Source organism: Actinomadura sp. K4S16, from assembly GCF_008327685.1.
Taxonomy (GTDB): Bacteria; Actinomycetota; Actinomycetes; order Streptosporangiales; family Streptosporangiaceae; genus Spirillospora.
Genome location: NZ_BDDE01000010.1, coordinates 504014 through 516471, shown reverse-complemented (window position 1 = coordinate 516471; position 12458 = coordinate 504014). Strand labels below are relative to the sequence as shown.

13 protein-coding genes are annotated in these 12458 nt (G+C 74.0%); 7 read left to right on the top strand and 6 right to left on the bottom strand.

What is annotated here, in order from left to right:
• Window positions 1–62 precede the first annotated feature (62 nt).
• Window positions 63–698, top strand: coding sequence for a hypothetical protein (locus tag K4S16_RS03155; protein ID WP_149257258.1), 636 nt, complete (start codon window positions 63–65; stop codon window positions 696–698).
• Between the two features lie 13 nt (window positions 699–711).
• Here K4S16_RS03155 and K4S16_RS03150 read toward each other — a convergent pair whose 3' ends face one another.
• Both K4S16_RS03150 and K4S16_RS03145 read right to left on the bottom strand, forming a co-directional pair.
• A complete protein-coding gene (locus K4S16_RS03150; RefSeq protein ID WP_149257257.1) occupies window positions 712–1887 on the bottom strand; it encodes a winged helix DNA-binding domain-containing protein in 1176 nt (391 codons plus the stop codon).
• A gap of 19 nt (window positions 1888–1906) precedes the next feature.
• Entirely contained in the window at window positions 1907–2251 is a 345-nt protein-coding gene (locus K4S16_RS03145) for a hypothetical protein (protein ID WP_149257256.1), read from the bottom strand.
• Window positions 2252–2377: 126 nt separating this feature from the next.
• Here K4S16_RS03145 and K4S16_RS03140 point away from each other — a divergent pair, with 126 nt between their 5' ends.
• Entirely contained in the window at window positions 2378–3046 is a 669-nt protein-coding gene (locus tag K4S16_RS03140; RefSeq protein WP_160160843.1) for a 1-hydroxy-2-methyl-2-butenyl 4-diphosphate reductase, read from the top strand.
• Between the two features lie 7 nt (window positions 3047–3053).
• Here the strand turns inward: K4S16_RS03140 and K4S16_RS03135 are convergent, their stop codons facing one another.
• The 4 genes from K4S16_RS03135 to K4S16_RS03120 all read right to left on the bottom strand — a co-directional run bounded on the left by K4S16_RS03135 (window position 3054) and on the right by K4S16_RS03120 (window position 8551).
• On the bottom strand, window positions 3054–3503 hold the full coding sequence (locus K4S16_RS03135; protein WP_235036534.1) for a hypothetical protein: 450 nt from the start codon (window positions 3501–3503) through the stop codon (window positions 3054–3056).
• 93 nt (window positions 3504–3596) lie between these two features.
• Entirely contained in the window at window positions 3597–4853 is a 1257-nt protein-coding gene (locus K4S16_RS03130) for a hypothetical protein (protein WP_235036533.1), read from the bottom strand.
• A gap of 81 nt (window positions 4854–4934) precedes the next feature.
• Window positions 4935–6749, bottom strand: coding sequence for an ABC transporter ATP-binding protein (locus tag K4S16_RS03125; RefSeq protein ID WP_149257254.1), 1815 nt, complete (start codon window positions 6747–6749; stop codon window positions 4935–4937).
• Window positions 6746–8551, bottom strand: a complete 1806-nt coding sequence (locus tag K4S16_RS03120; RefSeq protein ID WP_235036625.1) for an ABC transporter ATP-binding protein — start codon at window positions 8549–8551, stop codon at window positions 6746–6748. Before K4S16_RS03120 ends, K4S16_RS03125 begins: the two co-directional genes overlap by 4 nt.
• A 186-nt stretch (window positions 8552–8737) precedes the next feature.
• Here K4S16_RS03120 and K4S16_RS03115 point away from each other — a divergent pair, with 186 nt between their 5' ends.
• The 5 genes from K4S16_RS03115 (at window position 8738) to K4S16_RS03095 (ending at window position 12380) form a co-directional block, all read left to right on the top strand.
• Entirely contained in the window at window positions 8738–9427 is a 690-nt protein-coding gene (locus tag K4S16_RS03115) for a TIGR03085 family metal-binding protein (RefSeq protein ID WP_149257252.1), read from the top strand.
• A 247-nt stretch (window positions 9428–9674) separates the two neighbouring features.
• Entirely contained in the window at window positions 9675–9881 is a 207-nt protein-coding gene (locus K4S16_RS03110) for a cold-shock protein (RefSeq protein ID WP_018657218.1), read from the top strand.
• 813 nt (window positions 9882–10694) lie between these two features.
• A complete protein-coding gene (locus K4S16_RS03105; protein ID WP_149257251.1) occupies window positions 10695–11270 on the top strand; it encodes a Trp biosynthesis-associated membrane protein in 576 nt (191 codons plus the stop codon).
• The gene (locus K4S16_RS03100; RefSeq protein WP_149257250.1) at window positions 11267–11932 is read left to right on the top strand and encodes a response regulator transcription factor; all 666 of its coding nucleotides are present in this window, start codon (window positions 11267–11269) and stop codon (window positions 11930–11932) included. The genes K4S16_RS03105 and K4S16_RS03100 overlap by 4 nt, the downstream gene beginning before the upstream one ends.
• Before the next feature lie 19 nt (window positions 11933–11951).
• Window positions 11952–12380, top strand: coding sequence for a DUF2752 domain-containing protein (locus K4S16_RS03095; protein WP_200841661.1), 429 nt, complete (start codon window positions 11952–11954; stop codon window positions 12378–12380).
• Window positions 12381–12458 lie beyond the last annotated feature (78 nt).

The window sequence follows — 12458 nt, the reverse complement described above, 5'->3', positions numbered from 1 at the left end:
CTGGGATCGTTTCCCGGGGATCGTCACCCTTCCGCACACGCGCTCCGCACGGGGGAGAAGACATGTGGCCCGGGTCCAACCCGCCGATGGGACCGCCGCCCGCGGGGCCGGGGCAGCCCGCGCACGGCCTGCCGGAGCCGGGATGGGCACCGCAGAGGCAGCGCATCAGCCCCGGCGCCGGCTGGTACGCGCTGCCGATCGCCCTGGTCCTGGTCGCGGTCATCGGCTTCTTAGCGGTGGCCTGGCTGCTGTGGGACGACTCGGAGGTCGCGAGCGGCCCGGTGGCCGTGGGGGACGCGGAGTCCGGGGTGATCGTCCGGCTCACGGAGGGCTACGACTACTTCGTCTACGTCCGCGAGGGCGGCGCGGCCCCGTACGCGTGCCGGGTCGAGGCGGGGGAGCGGTCCGGGCCCGTCCGGCTCACGAGGAAGAACTCCTGGAGCGCGTCCGCCCGCGCCTCCTACCGCTACACCGCGACGTTCACGGCGCCGGTGTCGGGGGACGCCCGGCTGACCTGCCGGGGCGCCGACGGGCCGGTCCTCGTGGCACCGGACGACAGCGTCAACGGGTATCTCGGCTTCGCCCTGCTGGCCGCGCTCGGCCTCGGCGTCCTGGCCGCCGTCGCGTTCATCGTCACGATCCTCAGGCGCAGCGGCGCCAAGCGCAGGGCCGCGACGGCCGCGGGCCCCTACTTCTGACAGGTCCGGCGCGTCAGGCCGTGAGCTCGCGCTCCAGCGGGGTGCGGAACCGGGGGGTCGCGCGGACGTCGCCGTACCACTCCGCCATGCGCGCCGCCTCCCGCTCGACGGCGGCCTCGGCGTCGGCGCCGACGTCCTCCAGGAGCCGGACGGCGATCTCGCCGTCCTTGCGCTGCGCCCAGCCGCCGACGATGCGCCCGTCCCACCAGACCGACGGCCCGACGTTGCCGTTGCGGTCGAACAGCAGCGGCCCGTGGCCGCCGAGGAACCAGCCGCGCTCCTGCCACCCCATCGGGGTCGGGTCGAGCGCGGGCAGCAGCGCCGCCCACGGCTCCGGCGCGGGCGCGGGCTCCAGGTCGTCGGACAGGACGAGACCGGTGCCTCCGCCGAGGTCGACCTCGGTGACGTCCAGGAGCGCGAGGGCCTTCTTGACGTCGCCGGCGCTCCAGCCCGTCCACCACTTCAGGTCGGAGGCGGGGGCGGGGCCGAACGCGCGCAGCCAGCGCCGGACGAGGCCGGCGCGGGCGTCGGCGGCGGGGAGCTCCTCGACGCCGCCGGGAAGCCACGTCTCGACGGGCGACCACACGTACTGGCTGCTCGTCCACGACCCGTTCGGCCGCCCCCGCACGATGCGGCCCTCGCAGCCGAGCGTGACCAGGACCCAGGTCGTGATGCTCGTCGGCCGCGAGTAGGACTTGCCGGGCGCCGGGTCGACCTGCGTCCGCAGCAGGGGCACTTCGGCGCTGAGCTGCGCGCCCGTCGCCGCCCCGCGCGCCAGCAGCGCCCGGTGGGCGGCCTCCTCGGCCTCGGCGAACAGGGCCCGCGCGTCGGCGATGTCGCTGCCGCGCTCGATCAGCCGGCCGTAGGTGGCGCGCTGCTTGGCCGCCAGCGCGTTCGCCGTGGACGCCTGCAGGACCGGGACCAGCTCCGTCGGGGCGACGAACATCGTGCGGCGCATCGCGAGCATCCGCAGCAGCGCGCGGTCGTCGTACAGGGCCTTCTCCACCGCCGCGGGGACCGCGTGGAGGCTGCGGGCCGCGACCGACAGGAAGACGGTGGCCGGGTCCGTGGCGTGCAGGACCACCATCGACCGGGCGATGTCGAGGACGTCGTCGGTCCTCGCCGGGGGGCAGAGCCGGTGGCGGAGCGCGAGCCGGGCCCGGCGCTCCGCCACGTTCATCGAACGCATGAGCGAATCATAGTCCGGATCAGCCGTTGTTGGAGATCCTCACGACGACCTGGTCCTTGGTGACGGACTGCACCGAGACGCCGATCCCCTCGACCTGCTGCTGCCCGTCCCCGACCGGCACCGTCACGTTCCGGCCGCCGATCCTGAGGGTGACCGTCTCGCCCTGGACGCTCACCAGCTCGGCCTTCATCCCGAGGACGGACGCGCTCGCCTCGACGCCGCGGTCGAAGGTCACCGTGCACGAGTTGAGGTCGCAGGAAGTCTTGCTGTTCTCGCCGCCGCACGCGGCCGCGGCGGCGAGGGGCAGCAGGACGAAGGGGAGTACGGCCAGCTTCCGCCGAAGGGGAAAGGAGGTCGAGGTCATGCCGGGGAGTCTAGGCGGGCGGGGCGCCCGCCCGCGCCCTCCCCGAGGCGGATCCGCGCGGCGCGAATGTCGCCCCTCGCGGTGATGGCGCTGGATCTCCGGATGACCTCGTGTTTCGCTGGACGGGTGGACTTCACTGGAGGGACGGCCGGGGACGACTTGGAGGACGCCGAGGACGCGCCGATGCTCGGCCCGGTGGTGTGCGCCGCGCTCGGCATGGAGGCGCGCGCGTTACGGCGCGGCCTGACCCGCACGCCCGTCGTGGTCGTCGGCTACCGGGCGCGGCGCGCCGACCGGCTTCCGGCCGCCTGCGCCGCCCTCGTCGTCGCCGGGTTCGGCGGCGCGCTCGACGAGCGGCTGCGGCCCGGCGACGTCCTCGTCGCGGACGAGATCCGCGGCCCCGGCGCGGGCGGGAAGGCGGTGCCGTGCGCCGCGCCGCGCCTGCTCGCCGAGGAGCTGATCCGGGACGGGCTGAGCGCGCAGGTCGGCCCCCTGGCCACCACCGACCACGTCGTCCGCGGCGCGGAGCGCGCGCTGCTGGCGGCGCAGGGGGCCCGGCTGGCGGACATGGAGTCGGCGCTCGTCGCCGAGCGCGCGGGGACGCTGCCGGTCGCCGCCGTCCGCGTCGTCGTCGACGGCCCGGGCCACCCCCTGTGGCACCCGGGCATCGTCCGCCGCGGGCTGGCGGGACGGCGCGTCCTGGCCCGTGTCGGCCCCGCCCTGGAGCGCTGGAGCGTCCTGCTCGTGCGGGGCGAGGAGGGCACGAGCGAGGGAAGCGCGGCCGGCCGGGTCTGAGCGCGGCTCAGCCGTGCCCCGAACCGTGGTCCGGCCCGTGGTCGTCCCCCTGGACGATCTTGCCGCCGAGGTCCTTGCGCAGCGTCTCCAGCGTCTGCTCCTGGCTGACGACCACCCAGCGCGCCCCGACCAGGTACGTCCCGCCCCAGGGCTTGGCCTCCTCCAGCCAGGCGTTCATGCCGCTGTCGGTGGTGAAGCTCAGCAGGACGTAGCGGCCCGTCGCGTTCTTGCAGTTCCCCTGCTCCAGATCCTTGACCTTGCGCTTCCCGGTCAGGGAGCAGTCCGTCTGCTGCGCCAGCTCCGCCAGGCTCGCCGGCTTCGCGGCCTTGCCGCCGCCCGCCGCGTCCGACTTCGCGGAGCAGCCGGCCGCCAGCGGCAGCGCCAGCACGGCGGCGCACAGCGGCAGCGTCTTCATGAGGCCGAGCCTCGTCAGGCCGAGATGGTGTCGGGAACCCATCGCTGTTCCTCTCCGGGGTGAGACGCGCGATTCGAGGAATCAATACGCGCCCCGCCCCGAAAGGGTTCATCAGGGCTCGGGTCGCCGGTCGGTTCAGGTCATCATGCGGGCGCCGGCGGCGGCGCGGACGGCGGGGTCCTCGGCGTCGTCGTGGTGGAGCCGCCGCAGCCGCAGCGACGTCTCGCGGGTGAGCGGCGCGGTCCGGGCGGCCTCGGCCCGCACGCCCTCCTCGCAGTCCCACAGCCCTTCGACGGTGTAGGACTCGGCGGTGTGCGGGGCGGTTCTCGTCAACGCGGTCAGGATGCGGGGTCTCAGATAGGCATAGGTCGACTCGGTCCAAGCGGTCTTCAACAGCGGGACCGCCTCGCCCGCGCGCAGGCGCCCCAGCCCCTCGATCGGGCTCGCGGCGTCGGCCCAGTCGCGCCGGGCGACGGCGCCGTTCAGCTCGTCCATCAGCAGGGGGATGTCCTGGCGGGTGCCGAACCGGGCGAGGATGCGGAGCCCCATGTCGGCGCAGCCGCCCCGCTCCGCGGCCCACATCCGCGCCCGCGGCAGCGTCTCCGGCCCGTACTCCCGCAGCGCCCGGCACACCGCGCCGCCGAACCTGCTCGGCCGCTGGGGCAGCAGCTCCTCCGCGAGGTCCAGCAGCGCGAGCGTCCGGCGGCGGCCCAGCTCGAATATCGCCGCGATGGCGCCCTCGCCGCGGCGCCGCGCGAGATCGAGCAGCTCGGCCTCGCTCTGCCCCTCCCGGCCGGAGGCGGGGACCATCGCGCGGCGCGCCGCCCGGCCCGCCTCCCGGTGCCGCGCCAGCGCCTCGGCCACCCGCGGCTGCCGCGCCGCCCACGCCTCGATCACCGGGTTGTACCGGCCCGGGATCAGCAGCGCCAGGTCGGCGTCGTCGCACCGCGCCGCGACCAGGGAGTCCAGGCCGGCCGCGAGCGACGGGTCCTCGAGATCGATGAGCTCGGCGACCGCGTCGAACCACTGCGCGCCCTCCTCGGCGTACCGGCGCAGCGGCGCGGCCGCCTCCCGCCGGCTCAGCCGCACCAGGTCGGCGAGCACGCCCAGCGCCAGGTCCACCCGCCACTCGTCGGGGTCGGTATGGTCCGACGGATCGAACAGATGCTCCGCGACCGGCCCCGCGGGCAGCTCCAGATCCACCATCAACCGGGCGTAGTACAGCCGCCGCGACTCGCACTGCCGATCCCAGCGCGGATCACGCCGGACGCAGGCGTAGACGTACTCGCCCGCGCCGCGCGTGTCCGCCGCGCGGCGCGCGGCCCTTCCGAGTCCACGCTGCAGTTGACCGTGCAGCGTGCCCGCCGATTCCAACACGACCTCGTTGCTCACCCCAGCAGAATGCGCACCGAACCAGATATCGGGCAAGTGCTTTAGCCCGCGTTTACCCAGGAAGACGCCCTGTGGAACCCGTCACAGGCTCCGCTGGGCGATCCAGGACGCGTGCAGATCGGCGTAGACGCCGGGCTCGGCGACGAGTTCGGCGTGCGGGCCGCGCTGGACGATCCGCCCCGCCTCGAACACGATCACCTCGTCCGCCGCCTCGGCCGTGGACAGCCGGTGCGCGATCGAGATCGCCGTGCGGCCCCGCGTCACGCCGTCCAGCGCCCGCTGGAGCCGGACCTCGGTCGCCGGGTCCACCGCGGAGGTCGCCTCGTCCAGGACGAGCAGGTCCGGGTCGGCGATGTAGGCGCGGGCCAGCGCGACGAGCTGCCGCTCGCCCGCCGACAGCGACTCGCCGCGCTGCCCCACGGGCGTGGCGAGGCCCTGCGGGAGGCCGTCCAGCCAGTCGGCCAGGCCCAGCTCGGTCAGCGCGAGGACGAGGTCGTCGTCGGACGCGTCCGGCCGCCCGTACCGGATGTTGTCGGCGAGCGAGGCGTCGAACAGGAACCCGTCCTGCGGCACCATGACGATCCGCTCGCGCAGCGACGAGAACCGGACGCGGTCGAGTGGCACGCCGTCCACCAGGACGCGGCCGGACACCGGGTCCATGAGCCGGGTGAGGAGCTTGGCGAACGTCGTCTTGCCCGACCCGGTCTGCCCGACGATCGCGACGCGGCCGCGCGGCGCGATCTCGACGTTCACGTCGTGCAGGACGGGCGGCCCGCCCGGGTAGGCGAACCCCACCGACTCGAACCGCACCTCGATGGGGCCGCGCGGCAGCGTCTCGCCCGCCTCGCCGGGGTCGGCCACGTCCGGGACGGTGTCCAGGACGCCGAGCACCCGCCGCCAGCCCGCGATCGCGTTCTGCGCCTCGTTCAGGACCTCGGTGGCCGTCTGCATCGGGCTGACGAACAGCGTGACCAGGAACAGGAACGCGACGAGCCGCCCCGCCGACACCTCCCCGGCGACGCCGAGCAGCGTCCCGGCGATGACGACGGCGGCGGTGGCGAAGGCCGCCACCAGCTCGCTGACCGGGAACGTGAGCGCGACCATCGCCTGGGCCCGGGTCTGCGCCGACCGGTAGGCCTCCACGGTCTCGTCCACCCGCCGGCCCGTGCGCTCCTCCGAGGCGTAGGCGCGGATGACCGGGGCGCCCACGACCGACTCGCTGACCGCCGCCAACAGGTCGCCCATCCGCTCCCGCACCCGCATGTACGCCCTCGACAGGATCCGCTGGAAGCGGCGCAGCGCGAACGCCAGCGGGAAGAACGCCGCCCACACCAGCAGCGCGAGCGGCCACGAGTAGACCACCATCAGCACGCTCGCGACGACCAGCTGCCCGATCGACACGATGAACATCAGCCCGCCCGACTGCATGAACTGGCTGATCTGGTCGACGTCGCCGGTCACCCGCGACACCAGCGCGCCCCGCCGCTCCCCGCTCTGGGTGAGCATCGACAGGTCGTGGACGTGCCGGAACGCCCGGATCCGCAGCGACGCCAGGCCGCCCTCGGACGTCCTGTACAGGCGCACGTTCATCAGGTACGCGCACACGGCCGTCACCAGAACTGCCGCCGCGCACAGCAGCACCGCCGTCCGGATGAAGGCGATGTCGGGCCCGTCCGGGCGCCCGAGTCCCTTGTCGATCGTCTGCTGGACGGCGACGGGCACCACCACGCGCCCGGCCGTCGACACCAGCGCGAGCGCCAGGGTCCCGGCGAGGCCGGCCCGGAACTCCGGGCTCAGCCGCAGCCCGCGCCGCAGCGTGCTGATCGCGCCCTCCGCGGCGGTGTCGCTCAGTCCGGGGGCGCTGCTCGGCTTCGAAGCCGTGTCGATCACCGTCATGCCAGGGCCTCCTCGCCGCCCTCGACCGCTTCCTGCTCCGCCTCGGCCCGCTCGTAGGCGTTGACGAGGTTGCGGTAGCCCTCGGAGCTCTCCAGCAGTTCGGTGTGGGAGCCGCGCGCGATGACGCGGCCGTGCTCCATGTAGACGACCTCGTCGGCGAGCGAGATCGTGGCCTTGCGGTAGGCGACCACCACGACGGTCGCGCCGCCGGACTCGCCGGTCTGGGCCTCCCGCAGGCTCTGCAGGATGCGCGCCTCGACCTGCGGGTCGACGCTGGACGTCGCGTCGTCCAGGACGAGCAGCCGGGGCCGCCGCACCAGCGCCCGCGCCAGCGCGAGCCGCTGGCGCTGGCCGCCCGACAGGGTCGCCCCGCGCTCGCCCACCCTCGTGTCGAGCCCGTCCGCGAGGGCCGCGACGAACCCCTCGGCCTGGGCGAGCCGCAGCGCCTCCCAGACCCGCTCGTCCGGGACGTCGAGGCCGAGCGTCACGTTGCCGCGCACGGTGTCGTCGAACAGGAACGTCTGCTGCGGGACGAGCGCCGCCGTCGCCGCGACCCCGCCGCGCCGCACGTCCCGGAGGTCGACGCCGTCCAGCAGGACGGACCCGTCCGCCGGATCGACCAGCCGGACGAGCAGCGAGGTGAGCGTGGACTTGCCCGACCCCGTCGGCCCGACGACCGCGATCGTCCGGCCGGGCGACGCGGCGAACGACACGTCGTGCAGGACGCGGTGCCGCGAGTCCGACCCGCCGCTCGCGTCCTCGTAGGCGAACCTGACCTCCCGGACCTGGAGCTCGGTCGCCGCGCCCTCCGGCGCGTCCAGCGAGGCGTCCCCGAACGGCAGGGACCCCGTCGCGTCCAGGACGCCGCGGACGCGCTGCCACCCGACGACGCTGCGCGGCACCTCGCCCAGCACCCAGCCCAGCGCACGGATCGGCCACGACAGCAGCGTGAACAGGTAGGCGACGTTCACCAGGTCGCCCGGCGACATCGCGCCCGACTCCAGCCGCAGCGACCCGATCAGCAGGACGGCCAGCACCCCGAGGTTCGGCAGCGCCTCCAGCACCGGGTCGAACAGCCCGCGGATGCGGCCGACCGCGATGTTGGCGTCCCGCAGCTCCCGCGCCCGCTCGGCGAACCGCTCCGTCTCCGACGCCTCCCGGCCGAGGGTCTTGACCACCAGGCCGCCCTCGAAGCTCTCGTGCGCGACCTCGCTGACCTCCGCCCGCAGCTGCTGCGCGCGGGTCGCCACCGGGGACAGCCGCCGCTGGTACACCACGTTGATCAGGGCGACCGCCGGGAACACGAGGAACCCGACCCCGGCCACGACCAGGTCGGTGAACAGGATCGACACCGCGGCGATCAGCAGCATGAACACGACGCCGACCGCCATCGGCAGCGGCGCGATCGGCGCCCACACCGCCTCGACGTCGGCGTTGGCGTTCGACAGCAGCTGCCCGGTCGGGTGCCGGTGGTGCCACGCCAGCGGAAGCCGCAGGTACTGCCGGGTCACCGCGCGCCTGTAGGACGCCTGCAGGCGGTACTGCATGAGCCCCGCGTAGAACCGGCGCCCCGCGACGCCGAGCGCCTTCAGCAGCGCCACCGCCAGGACGAGGGCCGCCGCCCCGGACAGCGCCCCGGCGGTCGTGTGCCCCGACTCGAACGCGGGCAGCACGACGTGGCCGGTCGCCCAGCCCAGGACCTGCGCGGTCCCCACGGTCATCGCCGCGTACAGGGCGCTCGCGAGCACCGACAGCGTGAACACCCGCGGCTCCGCCTTCACCGCCACCCACAGGACGCCCATGCCCTCCCGGAGGACATGGGGACTGACGCGTCTGGACGCAGGTGGCACGGCGACTCCTCGATCACGGCGGTACCCGGGAAATGGCCCCCTCGCGACCGCGCCGGGGGGTTTGCGGGGCTGGATATTGCCTACCATCCGGCCGGCGCGCTTATTCCCGGCCGGCCCGCCACGGCCTACGATCGGTCGATGAGCACGCCCGAGGACGACCCCGCCCCGAAGCGGGACGGTTCCGGCCCGGAGGCCCCCGGCCCGGTCCGCCGCGAACGGCTGGAGCTGGCCGCCGCGCTGGCCGAGGCGGGTCCGGACGCGCCCACCGAGTGCGCGGGCTGGGACGCCCGCGACCTGGCCGCCCATCTGGTCGTCCGCGAGGGGCGCCCCGACGCCGCCCCCGGGATCCTGCTGCCCCCGCTGTCCTTCTACACCGAGCGCGTACGGCGGCGAACGGCCCGCGCGGTGCCGTTCGAACGGCTGGTGGAACGGTTCGCGCAGGGGCCGCCGAAGTTCTCGCCCTACGCCCTTCCCGGAGTCGACAAAAACGCCAACGCCGTCGAGTTCTTTGTTCACCATGAGGACATCCGGCGCGCGCGTCCCGACTGGGAGCCTCGCGACCTCTCGCCGGAACTCGAAGAACTCCTCTGGCGAAGGATAAGAATTGCCCGCTTTGTCCTACGAAAAGTTCAGGTCGAGGTAACCTTCGTCCAACCCGACGGGCGGGCCGTCCGGGTGTCCGGCGGCGGCCGCGGAGCCGTCCGCGTACATGGCCCGGTAGGCGAACTGGTCCTGTGGGCACTGGGCCGCCGGGACGTCGCGAAGGTCCGCCTCACCGGCGCCACGGACGCTGTCAAGACCCTGACCGAGACGGGTTGGAGTCTTTAACGGGCAGGTAACGGCAGGGTTCGCCGAGAGGAGAAACGCAAGTGTTGCGGCTCCTCCGCTTTACGCGGAAGCGGTGATACGGTGGGGCTGTCGGTTGCAGTCGTGGTTCTCGATCGTGCAGACGCCCGCGAACTGATGGCAGCGGGCGTTTTGGCTTTTCCGGGACCGTACCGGGGGCGAGAGCGTTCCGCAGCGACCGCACGGGCCCGCGAGGTGTGGGCCCAGGTTTTGCCGCAAGGAGAAAGACATGCCCCAGCAGGGCACCGTGAAGTGGTTCAACGCCGAGAAGGGCTTCGGCTTCATCGCCGTGGACGGCGGCGGGCCGGACGTCTTCGTGCACTACTCGGCCATCCAGAGCTCCGGGTACCGCACCCTGGACGAGAACCAGCGCGTCCAGTTCGAGGTCACGCAGGGTAACCGTGGCCCGCAGGCCGACCAGGTCGTCCCCCTGTAACGCCCGCCAGCCGTACGTGGCAGAGCCCGCCCCCCACCGCCAGGGGGAGGCGGGCTCTGTTTAATTGCGTTTTTCTCCTTCTTCGGGCCTTGGCGGCCCTCCATCGTCGATAAACGCGGGCGATCGCTGGCATCGCTTCGTCTCGCCTTGCGGCTCGCTTCGCGATCAGGTTCTTGCTTCGCTCGAACCTGCCTTTGGACGCGATCGCCACGGATACAGGTCGTCGCGTGGTTGCGGCGGTGGCTGGCGTCGGTGCGTCCCTCCCCGTGCCTGCCGGCCTTCGGGCCTGGCGGCCCTGGGCCTCGGGTCCGCGGCGGGGTCGTCCTTCGGGCCTGGCGGCCCTGGGCCTCGGGTCCGCGGCGGGGTCGTCCTTCGGGCCTGGCGGCCCTGGGCCTCGCGTCCGCGGCGGGGTCGTCCTTCGGGCCTGGCGGCCCTGGGCCTCGCGTCCGCGGCGGGGTCGTCCTTCGGGCCTGGCGGCCCTCGGCCTCGCGTCCGCGATGGTTTGTACTCCGGGCCTGGCGGCCCGGCCTCGTGTCCGTGATCGTTCCGGCCTTCGGGCCTGGCGGCCCTTGGTCTCGTGTCCGGCTGGTTTGTACTCCGGGCCTGGCGGCCCTGGGGGTGGGGCTGGCGGGGGGCTTGCTTTGCTTGAAGCTCGGGTCGGGGGCTGGGAGTTGTGGTGTCTGCGGGGTTGGGCTGGGGGGTCGTTGGGGGTTCGTACGGCTGCAATAAACTCAGGTGCATGTCCGTGGGAACGTCCGAAATGGTGGTCCGGCAGGTCGGTGTGCCAGTGGTGGGCCTTGAGCGGGGCGCCTTGTGACGCCTGGGCGTGAACGCGGGCTGACCGCGGTGTTGTGCGCTGCGGGGGCCGGGCTTGTGCTGCTCGCCGCTGGGCGTACCTGGGCCACTGTCAAGGCGCAGGGGTCCATTACGCCGTTCACCCAGCAGTTGACCGGGGGCGACCTCGGGGGTGCGCCTGGGGCGTTGGGGTGGGCCGGGCTTGCTGGGCTTGCGGCGTTGTTGGCTACGCGGGGGCGGGTTCGGGCTGGGGTCGGGGTGCTCATCGCCCTGTTCGGGGTCGGTATCGCCTACGCGTCCACGGTGGCCGTTCAGCGGTCCAGTGTGCTTGCGGCCGCCGGTGACAAGAGTGCTTTGCTGAGGCTCGGCGCGCATCCCCTGCTGGACGTCAACCTGTGGTGGGTGGTGTCCGTGGCCGGTGGGGTCGTGCTTGTCGTGGCCGGAATGCTTACCGCCGTGCGCTCTGCGCACTGGCCTGGGATGTCGGCCCGGTACGAGCGCGCCGCGCCGCGCCGGGCGGCGGAGGACGACCCGTCCGCCATGTGGAAGTCGCTCGACCGCGGCGAGGACCCGACCGCGCACGAGCGGTCGTGAGCGCCGACGGTGGCGGGGTCGTGCTCGTGGTCGAGCACGACCCGGCCGTCGCCGAGCTGGAACGCCGCTACCTCGCCCGGGAGGGCTTCGACGTCGAGATCGAGGGCGACCCCGCCGGGGCGGCCGCCGCCGCGGAGCGCCGCCGGCCCGACGTCGTCGTCCTGGACCTGTCCACCTCCGCGCTGCCCGCCGACCTGTACCGGCGCGTCGCCGACGCCGCCCGGCCCGCGCCCGTCGTCGCCGTCACCGGCCCCGTCGACCCGGCGGTCGCGCACCTGCTCGGCGACCACCGCGTCGACCGGCCCTTCGGGCCCCGCGTCCTCGTCGCCGCCGTCGCCGAGGCCCTGCGCGCCGGCGGCCCCGCCGAGGCGCCCGGACCCCTGCGCGCCGGACGGATCGCCCTCGACCCGCGCGACCGGGCGGCCGTCGTCGGCGACCGCCGCGTCGCCCTCACCGTCACCGAGTTCGACCTCCTCGAGTTCCTGATGGCCAACCCCGGCCGCGTCTTCACCCGCGAGCAGCTCCTCGACGCCGCGTGGGGGCCGGGCGCCGGCGCCGGAAGCCGCACCGTCGACGTCCACGTCGCGCAGTTGCGGGCCAAACTCGGGGACGGCAGCCCCATCCGGACGGTGCGCGGCGTCGGCTACGTCCTGGATACGTGACCCGCTTAGGGTGGACGTCGTGACGCGCGTATCCGTACCTGAGCGGGCCGGCTTGCGGGCTCTGGCGCCGCACGCGGCGGTGCTGGGCGGGGTCGCGGCCGGAGTCCTGGTGGTGGCGTTCGGCGCGGACCCCAACGAACCGGGCCACTACCCCGGATGCCCCTTCCTGGGGCTGACCGGGTTCTACTGCCCCGGGTGCGGAATGACGCGGCTCGTCTACGCGCTCACGCACGGGCACGTCGGCGTCGCGTTCGGGCTCAACCCGCTGCTGTTCGTCCTGCTGCCCGTCTTCGGCTACCTGTACGTGCGGTGGACGGTCACGACCGCGCGGGGGCTGCCGATGCGGTCCGTCCTGTTCAAGCCTGCCGTCGCGTATTCGTTCGTCGGCCTTCTCATCGTCTACTGGATCGTGCGCAACCTGCCGTTCGCGCACGTGCTCGCGCCCTGACGCGCGCGGCCCGGCCGGCGGGGAACCGGACGTGCCCTCCCGGGTGCGGGGCGCGTCGGAGGGGGCGGCTACGATCGG

Excerpts from the sequence above, each read along its gene's own strand:
- K4S16_RS03120 (WP_235036625.1), bottom strand. The coding sequence starts at position 8,551 with ATGGGCGTCCTGTGGGTGGCGGTGAAGGCGGAGCCGCGGGTGTTCACG.
- K4S16_RS03150 (WP_149257257.1), bottom strand. The coding sequence starts at position 1,887 with ATGCGTTCGATGAACGTGGCGGAGCGCCGGGCCCGGCTCGCGCTCCGC.
- K4S16_RS03110 (WP_018657218.1), top strand. The coding sequence starts at position 9,675 with ATGCCCCAGCAGGGCACCGTGAAGTGGTTCAACGCCGAGAAGGGCTTC.
- K4S16_RS03115 (WP_149257252.1), top strand. The coding sequence starts at position 8,738 with ATGAGCACGCCCGAGGACGACCCCGCCCCGAAGCGGGACGGTTCCGGC.
- K4S16_RS03125 (WP_149257254.1), bottom strand. The coding sequence starts at position 6,749 with ATGACGGTGATCGACACGGCTTCGAAGCCGAGCAGCGCCCCCGGACTG.
- K4S16_RS03155 (WP_149257258.1), top strand. The coding sequence starts at position 63 with ATGTGGCCCGGGTCCAACCCGCCGATGGGACCGCCGCCCGCGGGGCCG.
- K4S16_RS03145 (WP_149257256.1), bottom strand. The coding sequence starts at position 2,251 with ATGACCTCGACCTCCTTTCCCCTTCGGCGGAAGCTGGCCGTACTCCCC.
- K4S16_RS03135 (WP_235036534.1), bottom strand. The coding sequence starts at position 3,503 with ATGGGTTCCCGACACCATCTCGGCCTGACGAGGCTCGGCCTCATGAAG.